At 36.4% G+C, this 23,733-nt stretch carries 22 protein-coding genes; 10 read left to right on the plus strand and 12 right to left on the minus strand.

What is annotated here, in order from left to right; all coding sequences use genetic code 11:
- The 7 genes from DRF65_RS24610 (at position 1) to apaG (ending at position 9,249) form a co-directional block, all read left to right on the plus strand.
- On the plus strand, positions 1 to 1,407 hold the full coding sequence (locus DRF65_RS24610) for a glycogen synthase (protein WP_115973371.1): 1,407 nt from the start codon (positions 1 to 3) through the stop codon (positions 1,405 to 1,407).
- Between the two features lie 37 nt (positions 1,408 to 1,444).
- Entirely contained in the window at positions 1,445 to 1,945 is a 501-nt protein-coding gene (locus DRF65_RS24615; RefSeq protein ID WP_115973372.1) for an FEKKY domain-containing protein, read from the plus strand.
- A 16-nt stretch (positions 1,946 to 1,961) separates the two neighbouring features.
- Positions 1,962 to 3,230 carry a glucose-1-phosphate adenylyltransferase gene (locus tag DRF65_RS24620; protein ID WP_115973373.1) on the plus strand — a complete coding sequence of 423 codons (1,269 nt, stop codon included), beginning with the start codon at positions 1,962 to 1,964 and terminating at the stop codon, positions 3,228 to 3,230.
- Positions 3,231 to 3,505: 275 nt separating this feature from the next.
- Positions 3,506 to 4,546, plus strand: a complete 1,041-nt coding sequence (locus tag DRF65_RS24625) for an SRPBCC family protein (protein ID WP_115973374.1) — start codon at positions 3,506 to 3,508, stop codon at positions 4,544 to 4,546.
- Between the two features lie 125 nt (positions 4,547 to 4,671).
- Positions 4,672 to 7,485 (plus strand): 2-oxoglutarate dehydrogenase E1 component, encoded by a 2,814-nt coding sequence (locus DRF65_RS24630; protein ID WP_115973375.1) that lies wholly within the window; start codon positions 4,672 to 4,674, stop codon positions 7,483 to 7,485.
- A gap of 39 nt (positions 7,486 to 7,524) precedes the next feature.
- Complete coding sequence (gene odhB, locus DRF65_RS24635; RefSeq protein WP_115973376.1) at positions 7,525 to 8,778, plus strand: 2-oxoglutarate dehydrogenase complex dihydrolipoyllysine-residue succinyltransferase; 1,254 nt, start codon at positions 7,525 to 7,527, stop codon at positions 8,776 to 8,778.
- 81 nt (positions 8,779 to 8,859) lie between these two features.
- The gene (gene apaG, locus DRF65_RS24640) at positions 8,860 to 9,249 is read left to right on the plus strand and encodes a Co2+/Mg2+ efflux protein ApaG (RefSeq protein WP_115973377.1); all 390 of its coding nucleotides are present in this window, start codon (positions 8,860 to 8,862) and stop codon (positions 9,247 to 9,249) included.
- A 3-nt stretch (positions 9,250 to 9,252) separates the two neighbouring features.
- Here the strand turns inward: apaG and DRF65_RS24645 are convergent, their stop codons facing one another.
- The 4 genes from DRF65_RS24645 to DRF65_RS24660 form a co-directional block, all read right to left on the minus strand.
- The gene (locus tag DRF65_RS24645) at positions 9,253 to 9,993 is read right to left on the minus strand and encodes a T9SS type A sorting domain-containing protein (protein WP_115973378.1); all 741 of its coding nucleotides are present in this window, start codon (positions 9,991 to 9,993) and stop codon (positions 9,253 to 9,255) included.
- A gap of 16 nt (positions 9,994 to 10,009) precedes the next feature.
- Complete coding sequence (locus tag DRF65_RS24650) at positions 10,010 to 10,567, minus strand: 3'-5' exonuclease (RefSeq protein ID WP_115973379.1); 558 nt, start codon at positions 10,565 to 10,567, stop codon at positions 10,010 to 10,012.
- A 103-nt stretch (positions 10,568 to 10,670) separates the two neighbouring features.
- Positions 10,671 to 11,654: a glycosyltransferase family 2 protein gene (locus DRF65_RS24655; RefSeq protein ID WP_115973402.1), complete on the minus strand. Its 984-nt coding sequence runs from the start codon at positions 11,652 to 11,654 to the stop codon at positions 10,671 to 10,673.
- 6 nt (positions 11,655 to 11,660) lie between these two features.
- Entirely contained in the window at positions 11,661 to 12,545 is an 885-nt protein-coding gene (locus DRF65_RS24660; protein ID WP_115973380.1) for a lysophospholipid acyltransferase family protein, read from the minus strand.
- An 80-nt stretch (positions 12,546 to 12,625) separates the two neighbouring features.
- Here DRF65_RS24660 and DRF65_RS24665 point away from each other — a divergent pair, with 80 nt between their 5' ends.
- Positions 12,626 to 13,195, plus strand: a complete 570-nt coding sequence (locus tag DRF65_RS24665; RefSeq protein ID WP_115973381.1) for a thioredoxin family protein — start codon at positions 12,626 to 12,628, stop codon at positions 13,193 to 13,195.
- An 83-nt stretch (positions 13,196 to 13,278) separates the two neighbouring features.
- Here the strand turns inward: DRF65_RS24665 and DRF65_RS24670 are convergent, their stop codons facing one another.
- The 4 genes from DRF65_RS24670 to DRF65_RS24685 all read right to left on the minus strand — a co-directional run bounded on the left by DRF65_RS24670 (position 13,279) and on the right by DRF65_RS24685 (position 19,013).
- A complete protein-coding gene (locus DRF65_RS24670) occupies positions 13,279 to 14,640 on the minus strand; it encodes an aldehyde dehydrogenase (RefSeq protein WP_115973403.1) in 1,362 nt (453 codons plus the stop codon).
- Positions 14,641 to 14,866: 226 nt separating this feature from the next.
- Positions 14,867 to 16,429 (minus strand): MFS transporter, encoded by a 1,563-nt coding sequence (locus DRF65_RS24675; protein WP_123947431.1) that lies wholly within the window; start codon positions 16,427 to 16,429, stop codon positions 14,867 to 14,869.
- 275 nt (positions 16,430 to 16,704) lie between these two features.
- Positions 16,705 to 17,751, minus strand: a complete 1,047-nt coding sequence (locus DRF65_RS24680; RefSeq protein ID WP_115973383.1) for an HlyD family secretion protein — start codon at positions 17,749 to 17,751, stop codon at positions 16,705 to 16,707.
- 5 nt (positions 17,752 to 17,756) lie between these two features.
- The gene (locus DRF65_RS24685; RefSeq protein ID WP_115973384.1) at positions 17,757 to 19,013 is read right to left on the minus strand and encodes a TolC family protein; all 1,257 of its coding nucleotides are present in this window, start codon (positions 19,011 to 19,013) and stop codon (positions 17,757 to 17,759) included.
- Between the two features lie 214 nt (positions 19,014 to 19,227).
- On the opposite strand from DRF65_RS24685, the gene DRF65_RS24690 reads away from it, so the two are divergent.
- Positions 19,228 to 20,031, plus strand: coding sequence for a helix-turn-helix domain-containing protein (locus tag DRF65_RS24690; RefSeq protein ID WP_115973385.1), 804 nt, complete (start codon positions 19,228 to 19,230; stop codon positions 20,029 to 20,031).
- Between the two features lie 266 nt (positions 20,032 to 20,297).
- On the opposite strand, the gene rplI is transcribed toward DRF65_RS24690, so the two are convergent.
- The 3 genes from rplI to rpsF all read right to left on the minus strand — a co-directional run bounded on the left by rplI (position 20,298) and on the right by rpsF (position 21,588).
- A complete protein-coding gene (rplI, locus tag DRF65_RS24695) occupies positions 20,298 to 20,801 on the minus strand; it encodes a 50S ribosomal protein L9 (RefSeq protein WP_115973386.1) in 504 nt (167 codons plus the stop codon).
- Positions 20,802 to 20,911: 110 nt separating this feature from the next.
- Positions 20,912 to 21,214 carry a 30S ribosomal protein S18 gene (gene rpsR / locus DRF65_RS24700; RefSeq protein WP_034706728.1) on the minus strand — a complete coding sequence of 101 codons (303 nt, stop codon included), beginning with the start codon at positions 21,212 to 21,214 and terminating at the stop codon, positions 20,912 to 20,914.
- 32 nt (positions 21,215 to 21,246) lie between these two features.
- Positions 21,247 to 21,588, minus strand: coding sequence for a 30S ribosomal protein S6 (gene rpsF / locus DRF65_RS24705; protein WP_103235592.1), 342 nt, complete (start codon positions 21,586 to 21,588; stop codon positions 21,247 to 21,249).
- Between the two features lie 153 nt (positions 21,589 to 21,741).
- Between rpsF and DRF65_RS24710 the strand changes: the two genes are divergently transcribed.
- Positions 21,742 to 22,344, plus strand: coding sequence for a hypothetical protein (locus DRF65_RS24710; protein ID WP_115973387.1), 603 nt, complete (start codon positions 21,742 to 21,744; stop codon positions 22,342 to 22,344).
- Positions 22,345 to 22,358: 14 nt separating this feature from the next.
- Here the strand turns inward: DRF65_RS24710 and DRF65_RS24715 are convergent, their stop codons facing one another.
- A complete protein-coding gene (locus DRF65_RS24715; protein WP_115973388.1) occupies positions 22,359 to 23,717 on the minus strand; it encodes a chloride channel protein in 1,359 nt (452 codons plus the stop codon).
- Between the last annotated feature and the right edge of the window lie 16 nt (positions 23,718 to 23,733).

A 23,733-nucleotide genomic window follows, 5' to 3' on the forward strand; every position in this document is an offset into this window, starting at 1 on the left:
ATGGTTATTTATCATTTAAGTACAGAATGCTATCCTGTAGCAAAAGTAGGAGGTCTGGCAGATGTTGTTGGGGCACTTCCGAAATATCAGAATAAAATAAAAGGAATAGATGCCAAGGTGGTAATGCCGTGGTACAATAAACCCTTTGTTTATGATCATGAATTTGATGTCATTTTTGATGGATTCATTCATCAGGGATTCAATATGCTGCAGGTTCAGGTCATGAAAGAGAAAACAAATGTGTTGGGATTCGAACTTTATATGGTGAAGATTCCCGGGCTGCTGGATAGAGACAATCCTTACGGTTATCAGGATGAAAGTTTCCAGTTTTTAGCCTTTCAACAGGGAATACTACACTGGATGTGTGCTATGGAAATCAGGCCGGATGTATTGCACTGTCATGATTATCATACCGGATTGGTTCCTTTTATGGTACAGCATTGCCCCGAATTTAATTTTCTGCAGGGGGTAAAAACGATTGGAACCATTCATAATGGTGAATATCAGGGGATGATGAGCTGGAATATGGCGAATAATATGCCTTCTTTTGATGCTTATAAATGGGGTTTAATGGATTGGAACGGGTTCATAAATCCATTGGCAAGTATGCTTAAATGTTCTCATGCCTTTACTACAGTTTCCGAAGGATATCTGGAAGAACTTTTTATCAGCTTTCGCGGACTCGAAAGTCTGGTCCGTCAGGAATTCGGTAAAGCTTATGGGATCATCAACGGAATTGATACTGAAGTTTGGGATCCTGAAACCGATCCGATGCTGGATTTTAATTTTAACAGTAAAAATGCTGTAGTCCAAAAGAAAAAGAACAAGGAGAAACTTTGTAAAGAATATGGTTTAAAACCTGAGCTTCCTTTATTTGCATTCATTGGTAGATTTGCAACAGAAAAAGGAGCTGACTTCCTGCCGGATGTAGTCTGGCGAAGCATCAAGCAAAGTTATGGCGCTTTAAATATCATGATCCTTGGATCTGGAAATACTTATATTGAGAATAAGCTGAAGGAATACGATTATACTTACACCAATTTTGCTTTAGATCTGGGATATAAAGAACATCTTTCTCATAAGATCTATGCCTCGGCAGATTTTCTGCTAATGCCGTCAAGAGTAGAACCATGCGGCTTGAACCAGATGTATTCTATGAGATACGGAACCGTTCCTGTAGTAAGATATACCGGTGGATTGAGAGATACAGTGGAAGATATTTCAACAGGCGGAGCAGGACTGAACTTCACCTATCCCGGTGTAGATGATATTGTACATGCGATGAACAGAGCCCTTGGAATCTACAATCAGAAAGGAATGATGAAAGAACTTATTCATGCCAATATGAATTTTGACTTTGCATGGGAGAAATCTGCAGAAAAATATATAGCTTTATATAATAGCTGATATGACACGGGTTTTTTCTTTTTTATTGATCATAATAATGCTGTCTTCCTGTAAAAAAGAAGATGGTAGCCTTCATAATGGGTATTTTTGGATCTATGGATCTGGTCTTATAGATATGTATGGCCAAGAAGCAACCAAGGCTATATCTGAAAAGTGGAAGATAAAACAAGTGCATGCCGGAGGTTGTGTGATTGATAATGAAACAGAGAAAAAGATAAGGGCTGCCAATAAAAAAACTCTGGCAGCTATTGCAAAGAAATATGGTAAAGGCTGGGAGGCACAATATGATAAGGATATAGAAGATTATGCTGTGAAAAGAGCCAATGTAATGGATGTTCTGCTTGTGAATAAACTATTCCAAAAGAAGCTTAGCAATTATAATGTTTCATTTGATGATGTAAATAATGAAATAACAGTACTGAATGATCCTGAGCAATATGAAGTAACTGTAGTAAATCCGAGATTGAAATATGAAAATAAAATTTGTTTCAGGGTAAAGGTAAATACCCAAAACAGAACAGTAAACTTAATAAAATAAAAAACGCAATATATTTATGAACCGAAATGTAATCTCTATTGTATTGGGCGGCGGCAGAGGAACAAGATTATTCCCGTTAACGTATACCAGATCAAAACCGGCAGTTCCTATTGCAGGAAAATACAGGCTGGTGGATATTCCGATCTCAAACTGCCTGAACTCAGGCCTGAATAAAATCCTGGTACTTACTCAGTTTAATTCAGCATCTTTAAATTCACATATCAAGAACTCTTATCACTTTGATATCTTCAGCAAAGGCTTCGTAGATATTCTTGCTGCTGAGCAGAATGTGGAAAATGAAAGCTGGTATCAGGGAACAGCAGACGCCGTACGCCAGTCTATGAAACATCTTGAAAAATATGATTATGATTATATCTTAATCCTTTCCGGAGATCAGCTTTATCAGATGGATTTCAGGGAAATGCTGGATTTTCATATTGAAAACGGAGGAGATGTAACCATTGCAACCATTCCGGTGAATGCCAAAGATGCAACCGGTTTTGGGATTCTAAAATCCGATGATGAAGGAAATATCACCTCTTTCTATGAAAAACCGGATTATGATATGCTGGAAGGTTTGAAATCTGAAGTATCAGAAGAGAATAAGCATAAAGGAAAAGAATTCCTGGCCTCTATGGGAATCTATATTTTTACAAAGACCATTCTGAAGAAAATGTTTGATGAAGGAGCTGGTGATGATTTCGGGAAAGATATTATTCCAAGCTCTATTGGGAAATATAAGACATTAAGTTATCAGTACGAAGGATATTGGACGGATATTGGAACGATAGAGTCGTTTTATGAAGCCAACCTGGATCTTTGTCTGGATCTTCCACAGTTCAACCTGTTCTCCTCCTCTCCAATCTATACAAGAGCGAGAATGCTTCCGCCATCTAAAATCAACGGTTCTTATGTAAGCAAGGCTGTATTTGGAGATGGATGTATCATTATGGCAGATAAAATTGAAAACTCTGTGATAGGAAACCGAACCAGAATAGATAAAGGCAGTACTATCGTTAATTCCTACGTCATGGGAGCTGATTTTTATCAGAATACGACAGAAATCGTTCTGAACGACAGAGGGGGCCGTCCGAATATGGGAATCGGAAAATACTGTTATATTGAAAAAGCAATCCTTGACAAAAACTGCTCCATTGGAGATAATGTAAAGATCATCGGTGGAAAACATATTCCAGATGGTGATTATGGAACTTATTCTGTACAGGATGGTATCGTAGTCGTGAAGAAAGGAGCGATACTGTTGCCGGGAACACATATTGGGTAAGAAGGAAGGAAGAAGGAAGAAGGAATAAGGAAGCTGGAGGCTGGAGGCTGGAAGTCATTTAGGTCGAAACAATGACTCGGCAACTTTTTTATTGAAATATAAGTTAGTTTATATGATAAATCCAATCAAGAGATTATCATTAATTATTAGAATAACAGTGGCTTCCAGCTTCCATCACCCAGCTTCCAGCCTTTCACTAGGTTAATTATTGTTAAACATATAATTAGAGTGATCAGCATATTGGTCACTTTTTTTATTTGTATTACTTTTGTGCGATGCGTATTTTTAAATATTTAACGGTAGTTATTGTTCTTTTGGGAGGTGCTTATGCTGCTTCCATGTATTATTTTGTAGATGAAAGCAAGAATTTTACAGTTGAGAAAGAAATTGATTATCCGGTAGATAAAGTTTTTGGACAGTTCAATAATCTCCAGAATTTTACAAGATGGAACAACTTTTTTACCAGTTCACAGTCTATGGATATAGATTATTATACACCTTATGAAGGGAAGGGAAGTGCCATCAGTTACGTAGATAAAAAAAATGATACGGATGGCGAAATGTTCATTCGTTATGAGAACCTGAATAAGACCTTAAAATATCAGCTTTTTGAAGATGAAAATGAAAATCCGACCTTAGTTGATGTGAAATTCAAGCCTGTTTCTGCAGAAAAGACAAAAATTACCTGGTACGTACACACTCCTAAACTATCTGTCTGGAGAAGAGTAGAAAACTTCTGGACAGAGGACCGTTTTGCCGAAAATATCAACAAAAGTATGGTCAATCTTAAAAATTCATTAGGAAATAAGGTTGAAAAAGACAATCAGATGGCAGCGATCAAGTATGACAGTCTTGTGGTGGAGAATGAAGAAGATAAACTGTTGTTGGGGATCAATGTGAGTACCGCCAATAAAAAAGATGCCCTTTACAAAAATATCGTGATGAATTATAACAAAGTCTATAATTTTGTATCGATGGACCTTGGTAAAAAAGATGATGAATTTGGGTATCCGGTTCTGATGACTGATGCGGATAATTACAAAGACAAAGAAGTTTCTTACTTCCTCGGAATTCCACTTTCCAAGAAAATTGGAGTGTCTGACAATAATTTCAATTTTAGGTCTGTAAATCCATCACAAAACTACGTAATGTACTACAAAGGGAGCTATGAAGGCCGAATAAAAGCTATTCAGCAGTTGATTCTGAAAGCCAAAAAAGATGAGATGCGCTTCGGAGATATCCGTCAGACCTTTATAGAACGTCCGATGGAAGGTCAGGACGTGAACATGAAGCTCTCATTATCAGTGTATAAGTGATTTTTTTTTAATTATTTTTTTCTTAAGTTTTTTTAACGGTTTCAGACTGTTCTAACTCGGTTTTTTTTATTAAATTTGAAGATTAATTCTACAAATAAATTTTAATAAATAGATAAACTGTAATAATGGACAGATTTTCATTCCTAAACGCAGCTCATTCTCAGTTAATTGAGGATTTATACCAACAGTACTTAAAATTCCCGGATTCTTTAGAACCATCATGGAAAGCCTTCTTTCAAGGCTTCGATTTTGCTTTGGAGAACTACGGAGATGACGATAACATTCAATTTATTCAGGCCCCGGCCAACGCTGCTCCGGCAGTACAACAAATTTCTCAGGCAGTAACAAGCGGAGAAGTTCCTGAACACATCAAGAAAGAATTTAAAGTCGTAAACCTTATTGAGGCTTACAGAACAAGAGGGCACCTGTTTACAAAGACAAACCCAGTTAGAGAAAGAAGACACTATACCCCTACTTTAGATATCGAGAACTTCGGTCTCTCTACAGCAGATTTAAATACAAAATTCAACTGTGCTGTTGAAACAGGGATGAAAGAGCCTGCTACTTTAGCAGATTTAATCAAGCATCTTGAAAATATCTACTGTGATTCTATCGGGGTAGAATATACATACATCAACAACGTTGAAGAAAAAGATTTTATCAAAAAATGGCTTCAGGTAAATGAAAACCATCCAAGCCTTTCTGCGAATGAAAAAACAGAAATTTTATTAAAATTAAATCAGGCAGTAGCCTTTGAAAATTATCTTCATACAAAATTTGTAGGTCAGAAAAGATTCTCACTGGAAGGTGGAGAAACATTAATCCCAGCTTTAGATCAATTGATCTCAAGATCTTCTCAATTGGGAGTAGATGAAGTGGTATTAGGTATGGCTCACAGAGGAAGGCTAAATGTATTGTCAAACATCTTCGGAAAATCTTACAAGCAGATCTTCTCAGAATTTGAAGGAAAAGAATTCGAAGAAGATGTATTCTCAGGTGACGTTAAATATCACTTAGGATCATCTAAAAAGATCAAAACTGCTTCAGGAGAAGAAGTGTGTATCAACCTGACTCCGAACCCGTCTCACCTTGAAACGGTAGCAGCTTTAGTAGAAGGAATCTGCCGTGCAAAAGTAGATGATAAATATAAAGACTATTCTAAAGTATTACCAATCATCATTCATGGTGACGGTGCTATTGCAGGACAGGGGATTGCTTATGAAGTAGCTCAGATGATGACTCTTGAAGGATACAGAACAGGTGGTACAGTTCACATTGTAGTAAACAACCAGGTATCTTTCACCACGAACTTCCATGATGCAAGATCTTCAACATACTGTACAGACATCGCAAAAGTTACAGAATCTCCTGTAATGCACGTAAATGCTGATGATGCTGAAGCAGTAGTTCACGCAATTCACTTTGCAGCAGATTTCAGAGCAAAATTCGGGAAAGATGTGTACATCGATTTATTAGGATACAGAAAATATGGTCATAACGAAGGGGATGAGCCAAGATTTACACAGCCTAACCTTTACAAGGCGATTTCTAAGCATCAGAACCCAAGAGAAATCTATAAAGATAAATTAATCAACGACAGCGTTATCTCTAACGATATCATCAAAAAGATGGAGGTTGACTTCAAAGCACTTTTAGATAAAGACTTTGATGCTTCCAAAGAGATCGAGAAAAACGTAATGGATCTGTTCATGGCTGAAGATTGGGTGGATTATCCAATCGGAAAGAGAGGAGCAGTTCAGTTACCTGTTGATACAAAATATGACTTAGCGAAGTTGAAAGAACTGGCGCTTACAATGTCAACACTTCCGGCTGATAAAAAGTTCATCAACAAGATTACAAGACTTTTCGAAAACAGAATCAAGGCTATTGAAGGAAACTCATTAGACTGGGCACTAGGAGAGTGGTTAGCCTATGCTACACTACTTGTAGAAGGTCACAATGTAAGAATCTCAGGAGAAGATGTAGAAAGAGGTACATTCTCTCACAGACATGCTGTTGTAAAAACAGAAGATACAGAAGAAGAATATATCCCGTTAAGACACGTTTCAGAAAGCAGATTTGACGTATTCAACTCTCATCTTTCAGAATATGGTGTTCTAGGTTTCGACTATGGATATGCAATGGCTTCTCCAAATACATTAACCATTTGGGAAGCTCAGTTCGGAGACTTCGTGAACGGTGCTCAGATCATCGTTGACCAGTACTTGGCAGCCGCAGAAGAAAAATGGAAAATCCAGGACGGATTGGTAATGTTATTGCCTCATGGTTCAGAAGGTCAGGGTGCAGAACACTCTTCAGCAAGATTGGAGAGATTCTTAACACTTTGTGCTAATGAAAATATGGTAGTGGCAAATATTACTTCCCCTGCCAACTACTTCCACTTATTGAGAAGACAGTTGAAATGGGCGTTCAGAAAGCCATTGATCGTAATGAGTCCTAAATCTTTATTGAGACACCCTAAAGTAGTTTCTCCACTTGAAGATTTCGCAACAGGTTCATTCCAGCCAATCTTAGATGATCCAACTGCAGATCCTAAAAAAGTAGAAAAATTAGTTCTTTGTTCAGGTAAACTGTACTTCGAATTATTAGCGAAAAAAGAAGAATTAAACTGTGAAAACATTGCATTAGTAAGATTCGAACAGTTGTATCCACTTCAGACAGATGCTATTGAAGCGATTTTCAGCAAATACGAAAACAGAACACAATTGGTATGGGCTCAGGAAGAACCTGAAAACATGGGAGCTTGGTCTTATATCCTGAGAAACTTCAGAGATACAGGAATCCAGGTAGTATCTCCTGTACCGAGCGGTGCTCCGGCTCCAGGTAGCCATAAGATGTTTGAAAAAAATCAAAATGCAGTGATCAACAGAGTTTTCGACAGAGACGATGCTCCAGCAAAAAGACCTGTTACAGCTTAATTTAAATAATATCCAATTAAAAAATAAAAAATACTCGATATGTCAGTTTTAGAAATGAAAGTTCCTTCACCGGGCGAATCAATCACAGAAGTTGAAATTGCAACTTGGCTAGTAAAAGATGGTGATTATGTAGAAAAAGATCAACCTATCGCTGAAGTAGACTCAGACAAAGCAACTCTTGAATTGCCGGCAGAACAAAGTGGTGTTATCACTTTAAAAGCAGAAGAAGGTGAGGTAGTACAAGTAGGTCAGGTAGTTTGTTTAATTGATATGGATGCTGCAAAACCAGCTGGTGGTGCACCTGCTGCTGAAGCTCCAAAACAGGAAGAAGCTCCAAAAGCTGCTGAACCTGCTAAACAAGAAGCTCCGAAACCAGCTGCTCCGGTTGCTGCTCCACAAACTTATGCTACAGGAGCTCCTTCTCCATCTGCTAAGAAGATCCTTGACGAAAAAGGAATGGATGCTGCACAGGTTTCAGGAACAGGAAGAGACGGAAGAATCACTAAAACTGATGCTGAATTAGCTGCAGTTCCTGCATTAGGAGGAAACTCTCTTACAGCTACAGGTGCTAGATCTACCACTACAACTAAACTTTCAGTTTTAAGAAGAAAAATCGCTCAGAGACTGGTTTCTGTGAAGAATGAAACAGCGATGTTAACAACTTTCAACGAAGTTGACATGTCTGAAATCTTCAGATTAAGAAAACTATATAAAGAAGAATTTGCTCAAAAGCACGGAGTTGGACTTGGTTTCATGTCTTTCTTTACAAAAGCGGTTACAAGAGCATTAGAAATGTACCCTGATGTAAATGCATCTATCGACGGAGATTACAAAATAAACTATGATTTCTGCGATATTTCAATTGCAGTTTCAGGCCCTAAAGGATTAATGGTTCCTGTATTGAGAAATGCAGAAAACATGTCTTTCAGTGCAGTTGAAGCAAACATCAAAGATCTTGCTACAAAAGTAAGAGACGGTAAAATTACAGTTGACGAAATGACTGGTGGTACTTTCACTATTACAAACGGTGGTACTTTCGGATCTATGTTGTCTACACCAATCATCAACCCGCCACAATCTGCAATCTTAGGAATGCACAACATCATCCAGAGACCAGTTGCTGTTGACGGGCAGGTAGTAATCAGACCAATGATGTACGTAGCAATGTCCTATGACCACAGAATTATCGACGGAAAAGAATCTGTAGGATTCCTGGTAGCGGTAAAAGAAGGTATAGATAATCCTGTTGAAGTATTAATGGGAGGTAACGAAAGAAAAGGCCTTGGGTTATAGTTTTTAATAAAATTATAATGTAAATATATAATCTCGCCTTAAAAAAGGCGAGATTTTTGTATCTATTAAGAAAATACTACAATGATGTTTTCAAAAATGACTTCCAATATCAAAGTTTCAGTAATACCTGAATATGATAGTAAAAACAGTTATCCATCTGAAAACCGTTATGTTTTCAAGTACAATATCACTATAGAAAATGACGGAAGCTTTCCTATAAAAGTACTGAAAAGAAAATGGCTCATCTTCGATGTAGGATTCGGATTCACAGAAATTATAGGTGACGGGATTATCGGTCTGACTCCGGAGATCGGAACAGATGAAAATTTTGCCTACTTCTCTAATGTAATGCTTCGTTCCGGAGTAGGAAGTATGAGTGGGAAATACCTTGTTAAAAACCTTGAAACACAGGAAACTTTCGAGATTGATATCCCAAAATTTAACCTGCTTTCAGAAGTTTTAAGTAATTAAAAATTATTCTTTAATAAATTGATGTCTGCTAATACCACTTTGAGATTTTACTTCCATAAAGTAGCCCCCTTTCAGCAGGTTAGAGACATTGATTTTAGCATCAGTAGAAAGATTCTGAAGAATTAATTTTCCTTCTGTATTATACACTTTTATCCACTCAATATGTTCTGCATTTTTAAGATGAACAGAACCCTCTTTTACAGGATTGGGGTAAAGTGCTATTGCTTTGCCAGACAGGGATAAGTAGGTGTTCTTTGTCCCCAGAGTACCATTTTCATAATATGCCTGATCCCCGGCATCGTTGGTTATAATAAGCGTTTTTACTCCATTGGCAAAGATAATCTGATAGTTAAAGGAGGTAGTTCCCATACTGAAATAACCTGTATATTGATTATTAAAAGCTGTGTTTTCCGGCATTGTACAGTTTGGTGTATTGCCACCACCGGCACCAAGAGTCCAGACATTGAAGCTGCTGGCCGTTATTTCACTGTCATAAATTAATGCCCATATACTTCCTCCACAGATAGGACTCATCATATTGGTTAATGCATTAGGAGCAGATGGAGAGTTGGGGGAAGTTGAAAAAGTTAAAACAGGGCTTCCCATTTCACTGTTTTGTGGAAGATTGTAAGTGATGTTATTTCTTACTACTTTCTTTAAATTCCAGTCTATATTATGGAGTTGTGTTTGTGCATGCGTAAAACTACCGACAATCGCGGTAAGAGAAAGTAAAAGTTTTTTCATGGTTTTTGTTTTAAAGTTACAGTTTTTTGATATATTTTTTCAATATTGACTCATCTATTTCTTCATTTCTTGTGATAAAGAGTCTTTCAAAAGCCAATAAGGATATTTTTGCACAAACTTCAGCATCAGCACCTGCCCTATGATGATTAAACTGAATCTGATGATATTCAGCCAAAGGCTTTAAGCCATATTTTGGAAGGTAATTCCATGACTTTTTGGCCAGCTGTATACTGCACAGATAATTCAATTTAGGAGTAAACATTCCATAATGTTGAAAGCAACCTCTTAAAACAGATGCATCAAAACTTGCATTATGGGCAATCATCAGTGTTCCGTACATCAATTCCTGCGCTTCATGCCAGATCTCATCAAATGTAGGAGCATCCTGCACATCTTCAGGCTGGATTCCATGCACTGCGATATTAAATTTATTGAAGTAGGGGAAACTTGGTGGTTTTATCAGCCATGTTTTGGTCTCTACAATTTTGGAATCCTGTACCACACAGATTCCCATCTCACAAGCAGAACTTTTTTCATGAGTAGCTGTTTCAAAATCTATTGCGCAGAAATCCATTTAGATAATTTGATATTTAAAATTTGAAGTTTAATATTGGTGAAGTGATAACCCTTCCGATCTAAAAATACTCTGAATACTGAGAGCATTTCTATCGTATTTATTATTTTTTATTTCCGCCCAAAAAATGATTAAATATTAGCCATTTCGACTGATAGAACTGATTTTTCTGATTTTTCTGGCGAAGTTTCCAGGTTCCGGGAAGCTGCCTGTAGAAACCAAAATGTGCTCTTATAACTGCCCAAAGGTGAGGAAACCCATGTTTTAATCCAAAATAAATTCCTGCGACACCATCCAGACAAAGCCTGAAAAAGATGAGCCAGATCAGTTTGGGAAATGGTAGGTTTTTCAGCATCATAGACAGGTTGTTTCTGATATTTAAATAGGTTTTCTGAGCGCTCTGTTTATTCAACGTTCCACCGCCTACGTGATATACTTTAGATTTTCCGGTATAAAAGATTTTTTTATCAGAATTAATAAGCCTCCAGCAAAGATCAATTTCCTCCTGATGGGCAAAGAAACGTTCATCAAAGCCCTTCTGTTCCCAAAAATCTTTGGAACGTATAAAAAAGCAACATCCTGATGCCCAGAAAATTTCTGTTTCATCATCATATTGTCCCTTATCTTCTTCAAGATCATCAAAAACACGTCCTCTGCAGTAAGGATACCCCAGATTATCAATCAAACCACCTCCGGCACCTGCGAATTCAAAAAAATTTTTGTTATCGTAGGATAAAATCTTAGGTTGAATAGCAGAAATTTCAGAATCCTTTTCAAACAAAGTCAATATAGGCTCTATCCAGTTTTCAGTAACCTCTACATCAGAATTGAGAAGACAATAATATTCATTTGTTATTTCCTTTAATCCTGTATTATAACCACCGGCAAATCCATAATTTTTATCGTTTTTAATGATTTTTACCGTTGGAAAATTGGTCTTGAGAAATGCTATAGAATCATCTGTAGAAAGATTGTCAATAACATAAATATCTGCATTTTGAGAAAACTGAACTACACTTGGAAGAAATTTTTCCAGCCAGTTTTTCCCATTCCAGTTTAAGATGGCAACCGCCAGTTTTTTCTGCATGTACATCTAATTGTTTTCAGGATCAAAAAATTTGATAGAATCCTGGTACTTCCACTTTCGGTGAGACCAAAGATAATTGTCCGGATGCTTATGTAAGGTATTTTCAAGCATTTTGTGGAATTTTCTTACCACTTCATGTTCAGAGAATTTTTCCTGATCCGGATAGATCCTGTAGTAATTGACCTGGTAATACCCACGTTTTACTTTTTTCATTTCACAATAAATAAAAGCAAGATCCATTCGGGTCGCCAGTTTATCATACCCTATGAAAGCAGGGGTTCTCTGATTCATAAATTCTAATCCGTAGGTAACATGGGAAAAATGCGGAGTCTGGTCTGCTACAAACATATAGATAGAATTACCGTCATTTTTATTTCTGAAAATATTAAGAATGACTTCGTTTGCTTCCAAAGCTTCATTTCCGAATTTGTTCCTGACTTTTTTCATCTGATTTTCCCAAAAACTGCTATTCACCTTTCTGTATACAGGGTGACAGTGTTTTTGAGGGACAATTCTTGCCAAAGCATTAATCCATTCCCAGTTAAAAACATGACCTGCGAGAAGAATGATGTTTTTACCTTCTTTTTGCACTTCATGAAATACATCCTGATTAATGTGTTGCATTCTTACTCTGGATTCCGTTTCAGAGATGCTGAATGATTTGATGGTTTCTACCAGATAATCAGAGAAATTGCGATAGAATTTTTTTCGGATTTCCCGAATCTCCTCTTCAGATTTATCAGGAAAGGAATTGATAAGATTTTGGGTAATTACCTTCTTTCTATAGCCTACCAGATAATAATTTAGGAAGAACATAACATCCGAAAAAATATATAATATTCTAAGCGGAAGTTTTGAGATGAAATATAATATTTTAATTAAGAAGCTCATAAAACAGGCAAATTTAGTGATAATAAAATTATGGTTCTATTTTTGTAGGGAGATAAGTATTATTTTTTTACTTTTATGTTATGAAAAAATTGACATTGATCGCTTTTCTGGGATTAAGCACTTTTGCTTTTTCACAGGATGTAAAGAACTTACCCGATAAAGGAAAGCAAAAAACGGCTCTTATTGTACCGACCGAACAGAAAGAACTGGACGCGAAGAAGAAAGCTGCTGAAGAAAAAGCAAAACTTCCTAAGCCTTATAATCCAAAGGCTGATGCTCAGGCAGATATTAATAAATTGGTTGCCCAGGCTAAGAAGGAAGGGAAAAATATTATGATCCAGGCAGGTGGAAACTGGTGTATCTGGTGTCTTCGATTCAATAATTTTGTACAGGAAACTCCTGAATTGAAACAGCTCGTAGATAAGAACTACTTATATTACCATTTGAATTATTCTCCGGATAATAAAAATGAGAAAGTTTTTGCTCAGTACGATAATCCTGGTGAAAAATTCGGGTATCCGGTGTTTATTGTTTTGGATAAAGACGGAAAGATGATTAAGGTTCAGCAGAGTGATGTATTCGAAGAAGGAAAAGGATACAGCAAGGAAAAGGTAAAAGAATTCTTCAATACCTGGAAGCCTAAAGCATAAAAATTCAAAAGGTTGTTTCTACTGGAAGCAACCTTTTTTTATTTTGTATAATAAATAGGCTTAATCTGTAAGCTCTGTGAGAATTATAAAAATCTTTTAATCCAGCTTAATTTCTTTTCAGAATATGGTGGATATTTAATATTAGGTTCACCCCATGTTGCTTTTTCAAGAACTGCTTTTTGATGAGAGAAAGTCTCAAAGCCAAATTTACCGTGATAATTTCCGATTCCTGAACTTCCTACACCTCCAAAGGGTAGATGATCATTGCTTAAATGCATCACAACATCATTGATACATCCGCCTCCGAAAGACAATTTTTGTGTAAAGTTTTCCTTTTCTTCAGTATTATTAGTGAAAAGATAAGCGGCCAGTGGTTTCTTCATTTCCAATATGGCATTCAGGGCAGTATTGTAATTTTTAAAACTGATAACAGGTAAGAGAGGCCCGAAAATTTCTTCCTGCATGATCTGATCATTCCCATCTATATGATGAAGAATAGTAGGTTCTATATATAGTTTTTCTTCATCATAATTACCACCAAAATATATTTTTTCTTTATCAATAAGATTGATTAACCGCTGAAAATTTCCTGTATTGATGATCATGGTATATTGTTCTGAATCAGGACCGTATTTGAATTGTTGAATGTATTTTCTCAACATTTCCAGAAATTGTTCCTGTATAGATTCTTCCACCAATAAATAATCGGGAGCAACACAGGTCTGTCCGGCATTCAGAAATTTTCCCCAGACAATTCTTTTGGCTGCAATTTCAAGATTGGCATTTTTGGTGATAATGGCTGGTGATTTTCCGCCCAATTCAAGAACAACGGGTGTTAAATGTTCTGCGGCAGCTTTGTATACTATTTTTCCCACTTTAGTACTTCCTGTAAAGAAGATTTTGTCAAATTTCAGTTTCAGAAGTTCTGTAGTTTCATCAATTCCGCCTTCATATACATATAAATATTCAGGAGGAAAGTTTTCATTGATGATCATGGACATTGATTTCATGGTATTTTCTGCGATCTCACTTGGTTTCAGAATACAGCAGTTTCCGGCAGCAATAGCGGCAATAACAGGAGATAGGGATAATTGATAAGGATAATTCCATGCTCCGATTACCAGAATATTACCAAAGGGTTCAGAATGGATCTTACTTTTTCCCAGCTGATTCACCAGATTAGTGCTTACTTTTTGAGGTTTGGCAAGCGATTTTAGATTTTTCAGATAATACTCAATATCATTCAGAATAAAGGAAATCTCTGTAGTGAAGGTATCGAATTTAGATTTGCCGAAATCTTTGTAAATCGCTTCGTAAAAAATATTTTCGTTGGAAATGATAAGATTTCTGAGCTTTTCAAGATACATTTTTCTGAAGGCAAGACTTTTGGTTTGCTGTGTTTTGAAAAAGTCTCTCTGGCTCTGTAAAATTTGTTCAATTTCCATACGTAAGTTTTTTCTGTTGAATGTAAGTACTGATGTGATACTGTAACGGAAAACAAGCAACAATAAGCTGGCCAAAGTAGGGGTTGGGCTGGAAGTTGGGGTACTTTTACACGTTTAGGAAATGATCTTTATTTTTATTAGAATTAGCTATTAAAATAAACTACAGTTATTCTTTAGTGTTGCAGAAACTTCCTTTCTTCCTGCTTCCAGCTTCCTCACTTTTTCCTTACATAATATTCCTTACTGCTATTTTCACCGGATGATAAAGAAGCAAAAGGAGAGCTGTAATAAAAGCCAGCCAGAATAAGCCTGTAAATATCTCCATATTGGAAAGCAGAATAGATTGAGCTGTTATTTTTGCTTTAAAAGCTCCTGCAGTCAGGGAAAGGGATTCATTAACCGGAATTTTTGAGATGTTAGCTCCAAAAATTTGGTTCCATTGGCTGTAGAAAACAGGATTGGTGTCTATAAGATTGAAACTTAGAACATCCGAATGCTTTAACGTTAAAAATAGCATTATGTTTTGCATTAAGGCATATCCACTGGCAGTGGCCCAGAAACGGGTAGTGGTTCCCATTGCACTGGCATTGGCCACATATTTCTCCGGCATTCCTGAAATTAGAAAGAATACCAAAGGAGTAAACAATAGGCCTTGTGCCACTCCCTGCAGGAATAAAGGTGGACAGATGGTGGCAAGTGTAGTATCCGGATAAAAGGTATAGGTAAACCATGCACAGTCAATTGCCAATAAAAGGAATCCTGTAAAAAAGACGATTCTGGAAGAAACACCACGAATCAGGCATATTCCTGATAAAAGTACACCGATAAGTGTTCCTGCCACATTCCAGTACTGAATGTTGACAATATAATCCCATGGCCATTTCCATACGGTTGCCATAATACTGTACACATTATTTAATCCGGAGCGGATGAGATAAAAAATGAAGAACAGGATCATTCCCACAATTACATTTTTAGAACTGAAAATTTCAAAATGAAATAAAGGACGTTTTGAATTCCTCTGTTTCAATATAAATAAACCACCGGAAATTAGAAATATACACAAACAAATAATGATGGAATCAGATTCAAACCACATCAGTCTTTTCCCATAGATAATGGCATAGGCTCCGGCCTGAAGGCAAACCCAAAGCAAAAACCAACTTGGAATATCCATTTGATATAATGGTTTTTTAGGAAAGAAACGGTTTCTGTTAAAAATGACAAAACCCAGAATCAAAACGAAAACATGGAAATATGCCATCATTAAAATCATATGTCGGTAATCATAATCCTGAATGCTTGATTTAAGCAGGGTAGTAGTCACTGTTCCTCCTGTCAGCATAAGCGCATACATGAAAAGATAGGCAATAACTTTGGCATGTTTTGTTTTTAATTCAGCTATGATTAACGGCAGAAAGATAGCTCCTTCCAGTAATCCAAAGAATCCCTCTAAAAAGCGGATCACCAAAATCACATGATAATCATTGGTGACAGATAAGATATACAGAAGAATCACTGAAACAGAAGACATCAGCAGTACATAATACTTTACGCTGAAATAAGACATAAACCGCTGTAAAACCAAAAGGGTGACTACAAATGTTCCATACATCAGCATCATCAGATATTGAATGTCATCCGAATCTACATCCATAAAAGAAGAAGTGAAGGCACTATTGGAATGTAGTAATGACAACAACATGATGTGGGGAAATAATGCCAGTATAAGAAGAGGCAATTTCAGCCATTGAGGCAGCCATTTATGATAAACTGTATTGTGTTGCATAGTTGTTGAGAAGCTGATGAAGTTTATGAATTAGCTTTTCAGCTATTTGGTATAATAAAAGTGCGAAAAGACAAAAGTGCAAAGGGTGTAAAAGGTAAGATGACAAATATGCTTAAAGAAAAAATTAAACAGATCTGTATTTTGCTGTCTTGCCTTTTCGCAGAAAAATAATATTAATTTGAAGATTTGGAAATGAGTTAATTGGGAAATGATAATAAACCGGATATTTTTGTACTCTAATACTCTAATACTCTAATACTCTAATACCCTCAATCCTAAATCTTCTTAGCACTCACCAGAACATTCATTCCGGAAAGCAGTTTCTCATTGTCTTTGCTGTGATCAAGTATGATTTTTACTGGAAATCTCTGTTCAATTTTCACAAAGTTTCCTGTTGCATTATCTGGTTTTACGAGAGAGAACTGAGATCCTGATGCGGGAGAAACAGAAACGATTTTTCCTTTAAATTCAACATTGGGATAAGCATCTGCCGTAATAATGACTTCCTGGTTTTGATCAATCTGGCCAAGCTGGGTTTCTTTATAATTGGCAATAATCCATTTTTCTTTACTTACCATCTGAACCAATGCCTGTCCTTCTTTAATAAGCTGCCCTTCCTGAATCGTCTTTTTTCCCACCCAGCCATCATAAGGAGCAGTAATAACGGTATATGAAAGGAAAAGTTTAGCATTATTCAGGTTGGCTGAACTCTGCTGAATCTGGCTCTTAGCAGGAGCTACTTTTGTTTGTTGTTCATTAGCGCCAGCTCTAACAGCATTTTTCTGCTGTTCCAATGCCAAAAGATTGGCTTTTGACTGTTCGTAAGAAGCCTTTACGTTTTCAAACTCCTGTTCTGTGGCAGCGTCTTCAGTCAGTAGATTTTTATATCTTTTATAGTCCTGTTCCGTTCTCCAGATATCAATTCTTGCAGATGCAATTTTAGCATCAACGATTTTTGTATCACTTTCCTTTGTACTGACACTGCTTTGAATCGTTGTGATATTTTCAGTAGTTGTATTTAGATTGGCTTCAGCCATATGTACCTGATTAACGAATTCTCTGTTGTCAATAACGATTAAAGTGTCTCCTTTGCGTACAAACTGATTTTCATTAAACTTTATAGTCTTGATGAAGCCTGATACCTTACTGGAGACCGGTGTGATATACTGTTCGATCTGTGCATCGTTGGTAGTAACATTTTTTCTCGAAAAAAGATAGAAGCTTACCATTCCTGTGACGCCGCTGATAATGAGGATCCAAGCCAGTAAAGTGATTGTCCTGTTGATTCTTTTTTCCTTTTGTGTCAGTTGTTTCTGTGCCATAGTTTTTATAAGTTTCCAATCGTATATTGGAGTTGATAGTATTTTAATTGTCTGTTGATTTTTACGGAGATAAGATTGGATTCTGCTTCCAGATAAGTATTGTCAGCATCAATAAGTTCAGTAATAAGACTTAGTTTATTCACATATTTTGTTCTTACAATACGGTAGTTTTCCTTAGCCTGATCAATAGCTTCTTCAGCGATTTTTACTTTCTGATCAGTTTCTTCAAACTTTTTATAGGCTTCATACACATTGTGTCTTATCTTTTCCTTATTTTCTTCGATCTGAAGCTTGGCAAGGTCGATATTTTCTCTGGCTTCCTGCATTTTGTATTTGTTTTTATACAGGTTTTCGATAGGATAGGTAAGGTTCAGCCCGATCATTCCTAAACGGTAAGCATAAGGCTCAGGCGGAAAGAACATCATATTCGGATACTTCAGAAAATATTCTCCACCGGCAGTCACTTTGGGTAAATAACCAGCCTTAGTGATCTTCTGGTCCAGTTCCTTTAATGAAAGATTTTTATGGGTAATTTCAACCGATTCATTTTTGTTTAAAGCGGTCTCCGTCAGATCATCAATATAAGGAATTGCTGCCTTATCCGAGATCAGATCCTCTGTATCTACATGCATTTCCTGAGACTCAGGCAGTGAAAGAAGGGTTTTAAGCTTATGTTCTGCAATCTGTATGTCATTATTCAGTTCTGTCCAGCTCATTTTATGGTTGGAAAGCTGTAATGAAGTTCTTAACACTTCGTTTACTGTTACCACTCCGTTAGCTTTAAGGGTTTTTACCTGTTTGATGTTAACTGAATCTTCCTTCATTTTGTCATTAATAAGACTTTGCTGTTCTTTCAAATGATGAATCTGAAGGAATCCTGTAATCACTTCCATTGTGAGCTCTCTTTCATCCAGATGTGTTCTTAAAGCTGAAATTTCAGTGTCAATGGCTGCTTTTTTCTCAGTATTCTTTATTTTTCCACCCATATAGACTGGAATAGATGCTGATAATGTGAAATCATACATCCCGTTGATGGCATCATATTTTGTGGGTTTATTCAATACACCATCCTGATACTGAAAAAGATTGGTGACCTGATTATAGCTGGTATGAAATTCAATATCCGGGAGTTTTTCCATTTTCAGGTCTTTTTCCTTTGTAGCGGACATTTCCTGTTTTAAATGGCTTATCCGTATGTTTTTGTTGTTTTTTAAACCTATTTCTATAGCCTGTTGAAGGCCAAGGTGCTGGTAATCTATCATCTGTGAGTGTAAAAGGTTGCCCAATAATAAGCACAACGCTATGCACTGATATCGGCATGCGTTTAATATCATATTCATAAATTAATTAAAGGATTTTTGCTAAAATGATTTTGATACTGCAAATTTACGACGATGGTCAGCAGACACGATTTGTGAAACCAGAAAAAGATTTGTTCATTTACGCCATTTTAAAAATTATTCCTATCTTTATTTCATGAATGACAGTCATTTTAAAGCTGTAGAAGATGATGATGCCGAATTTTATGTGTATCATGTTCTCACCGGAAATATCACAACCGATATTCATTATCACAGTTCTGCACAATTAGTCTATGCAGAAGGAGGTATTGTGCATGTTTTTACTGATTTGAAGCACTGGTATCTTCCGGCAAGATGCTTTATGTGGATTCCGGCCGGAACGCCGCATTATCTTTTTTCTACCAGCCCCAAAGTGGATTTATATAATTTTTATATTAAAAAAGAAGAAGATGAAAATGGCTTTTTTGATGAAATTAATATTTATTCAGTCAATGAATTACTTCGGGAGATGATTCTTTATACTAAAGACTGGAATGGAAAAATCACAAAAAATGACCATTCTAAATATTATTTTCTCAAAGCACTTAAAGGGGTATTACAGGAAAAGAAACATAAACATTTAGCATTTCCGATACAGCATCCTTTTCCCAAAGATGAAACTTTACTGAAGATTGCAAGATATATTCATGCTAATCTTGAGAAGCCTCTAACGATTGAATCTACGGCCAAAGAGTTCGGAATGGGAACAAGAACCCTTTCCAGGAAATTCAAAGAGATTTTGGGCATGAATTACGTCCGTTTCCTGAGAGCTTTGAGAATTACCCGTTCTTTAGAATTAATGCTGGAAGGGAAATATAATATGTATGAGATTGCCATGATGGTGGGGTACAATAGTTTGTCTTCTTTCAGTAATATTTTCAAAAAAGTAATTGGAGTTGCCCCAACTGAATACCAGCAGAAATTGAGAGGAGATAGGTAGTTTGAGAGTCTTAGAGTGGGAGAGTTGTGGTGCGTGTGAGGAGAATATGAGGTATGTAGGTGATCTTTCTTCATATATAGAAGTGCACAGTATCTTATCCTGAAATTTGTTAGATAGTGCTATATTCCCCTTCTCTGAAGGAGTGGCTTTTTGCAAAGAAAAAGGCGGGGTAGTCTGGGCAGTAGCATTATTTAATCTAAAATCATAAAAAAACCACCTCAAATAAATGAAGTGGTCTTGTATGATGAGAAAATCTCAGAGGCTTATTAAGCTTCTTCAGATTTAACTTCTTCTTTCTTTGCAGCAGGTGCAGCTACAACTGGAGCGTCAGATACGATATCGAATTCGAAATTGTACTCAACGTTTCTGTGTAATCTGATGTTTGCAGTTACTTTACCAGTTCTCTTAATAGTGTTCCCTGGAATTTTGATGTATTTCTTCTCTACAGAAACTCCAGCTTTAGCAAGAGCAGCAGAAAGATCTGCATTGTTGATAGATCCGAATAATTTATCACCAGAACCTACTTTTGCAGGAATAGTAATAGAAGTTTTCTTCAATTGATCTACTACAGTGTTAGCAGCAGCGATTAATTTAGCTTCTTCTTCTTTTCTAGCTTCCAAAGTAGCTTCAAGAGCTGCTTTGTTTTTAGGTGTAGCTAAAAGTGCAATTCCCTGAGGAAGTAAGAAGTTTCTTGCATAACCTGGCTTTACACTTACTGTATCAAACTCAAGTCCTAAGTTTTCTACGTCTTGTTTTAGGATGATATCCATTGTTGTTGTCCTTTTTTTAGATTTTAGAATGCTCTAAAATCAAGTTAGAATTAATTATTTATTCAGCAACAAAAGAAGAGATTGCTCTCTTCTTTTATTTATTTTTTGTCTTATTTCAATAAGTCAGCTACGTAAGGTAGTAAAGAAAGGTGTCTTGCTCTTTTGATAGCAGCAGAAACTTTTCTTTGGTATTTTAAAGAAGTTCCAGTGTATCTTCTTGGTAAGATTTTACCTTGCTCATTTACAAACTGTAATAAGAAATCAGCATCTTTGTAATCAACGTGCTTAATTCCGTATTTTTTGAATCTACAATATTTCTTTTCAGATTTTGTATTGATATCAAGTGGAGTAAGGAATTTTACTTCTGATTCTCCTCCAGCTGAGGCTTGTTTAGCCATTTCATCTATTGCCATGTCTTGTCTTTTTTTAAAAATAGGGTTAATAATTAAGCTTTAGCTGCTTTTACTTTAGTTCTTCTCGTTACAGCGTACTCAATAGCATGCTTGTCTAGTTTTGTAGTAAGGTAACGGATTACTCTCTCGTCACGCTTAAATGCTAATTCTAAATCAGCAACTACAGTACCTTCACCTTTAAACTCGATTAAAGTATAGAACCCATTCTTTTTCAATTGGATAGGGTAAGCTAATTTTTTTAATCCCCAATTTTCTTTAGCAACGATTTCGCAGTTCTTTTCTTTGATAAGATCTACATACTTGTTCACTGCTTCCTCTACCTGTGACTCAGATAGAACGGGAGTTAAAATGAAAACAGTTTCGTAATTGTTCATAATGTTAAAATATTTGTTAATTATTTCGAGGTGCAAAATTAGATAATATATTTGTAATATGCAAGAGTACTTATGAAATAATGGAGTGTTAATAACTGAATTTTGAGCATTGATGGTATTTTGTGTACTTTTGCCGGAAGAATTTTTTATTTCATGAAAACTAAAATTTATACGCTGCCGTTGTTGCTGTTGGGAGTTATCAGCTATTCACAGGATAAAATTTCCAAGAAAAATGGGACCTCTTTTGATGCTAAGATTATTGAAGTTGGAGGTTCAGATGTTACTTACAAAGAGTTGGATTATCTGGATGGGCCTGTTCATTCTTTAAAGAAATCAGAAATTTACAAAATCACTTATGGTAATGGTAAGGAAGATCTTCTGGGTAAATACCATAATGTTGATGAAGTGAAGACTTTTATTGCTGATAAAATTAAAGTATTCGGGGCAGACCGGGATAATGGGATGCTAAGGCTTGCTGCTGAATTCGAAGGAAATAATATAAGAATAAATTCAGTAGATAAAAATGGAAAGCTTTATTATGAAGGAGATTTGTGGGACCTGAGCAAAGTAGTGGAATTTCACAAAGTATCAAAAAGAAAAAATGGTGATGCATTTTTAAATATTGTAACCTATAAAGTGAAAAGATCAAGTGAAAAACTGGATAAGCTGGTCATTAGAATCATTAATTATGGAATTGCTGAAGAACTATCAGAAGCTTTTAAAGATTTAAATATAATGCTTAAAAAAGACCTGTAACAGGTCTTTTTTTATTAAAGAGTTTCGTCTTTTCTTATTTCTGTTAAAAAATTCACTTTCAATACATCATACAAAGAATGTCGGCTCACCAGAATAGAAGCAATAGAAGAAACCATACCGGCAAGCATCAGATGAAAAATCAAAGAATGCCTATCAGTCATTTCTAAAACAATGATTGCCGAAGTAAAGGGAGCCCGTGTAATTCCGGTAAGAAAAGCAACCATTCCACCAAGAACAACAACATTGGTTTCATTAGGGGTTAAATGAATAAGCCCTGAAATAACAGAACCAATACTGGCTCCTGCAGATAAAGCAGGGGCAAAAATACCACCGGCCCCACCGGAAGTAAAAGACAGGGCAGGGCCCAGCATCCTTAAAACAGGAACATACCAGTCTTCATGTTTATTCTTTGTAAAAAGAACCCGTTCCATAATTTCTTTCCCTGACCCTAATATTTCCCGGTTAATAAAATAGGCAATTGAAGCAATGATCAGGGCACAGATAACCAGAAATACTACATTGGCCTTATCCGTTTTCAGAGTTCTCTTTTTCCAGCCATTGATCTTAAGCATAATCACAGAAAGCTGACTCGCCAGAATACCCGCTGTAGCAGCTACAAGTACGATGGGAAACATCACCATCAGGGAAACATCATTGGTTTTGGGATACCCTAAATACAAGTAGGATCCTGCTAATGTCTGAGCCGTTAAACCAGCGATGATGACAGCTGTAAATAAAGCGGTTTTAAAATAATTAATGTGCGTTTTCGATAATTCTTCTACAGCAAATACAATTCCGCCCAGAGGAGTATTGAAAGCGGCTGCCAGTCCGGCTGCAGCTCCGGTCATGATCATGTTTTTTTTGGAGATCTTTGGCCACCAATCAGGAAGATACTCATTAACTTTCCTGAAAACAGAACCTGCAATCTGAATGGTAGGTCCTTCACGTCCTACAGCGCCGCCGCCAATAACCAATACAACAGATGAAGCAATTTTAAATATAATAATTTTCAGACTTAAAAGGCTTCTAATCTTTTTATGTTCTTTAGGATTAGCAAGTTCCACTGCTGCCATTACTTGCGGAATTCCGCTTCCTTTAGCATTGGGTGCAAATTCTTTAACCAGCCACCAGGAAAGAACGAATCCAATGGGGGCAATAATGAAGATCATCCATGCATGCCAGTCAAAGATAAAATTCATGAGGTTTTCGCCCCAGGCAAAGAGTTGGGCATATAATACGGCAAAGAATCCGGTGATCACAGAGCCGATCCAAAAGGGAATAGCCTGAAGAAGATTGTATTTCAGCTGCTCATTCCGGATGTTGTCAAAGGATTTTTTAACAGATTGACGAAGAATAGCAAAGATTTTCAGCATTTGTAGGTTTTGAAGG

The sequence above is a fragment of the Chryseobacterium pennae genome, assembly GCF_003385515.1.
Taxonomy (GTDB): domain Bacteria; phylum Bacteroidota; class Bacteroidia; order Flavobacteriales; family Weeksellaceae; genus Chryseobacterium; species Chryseobacterium pennae.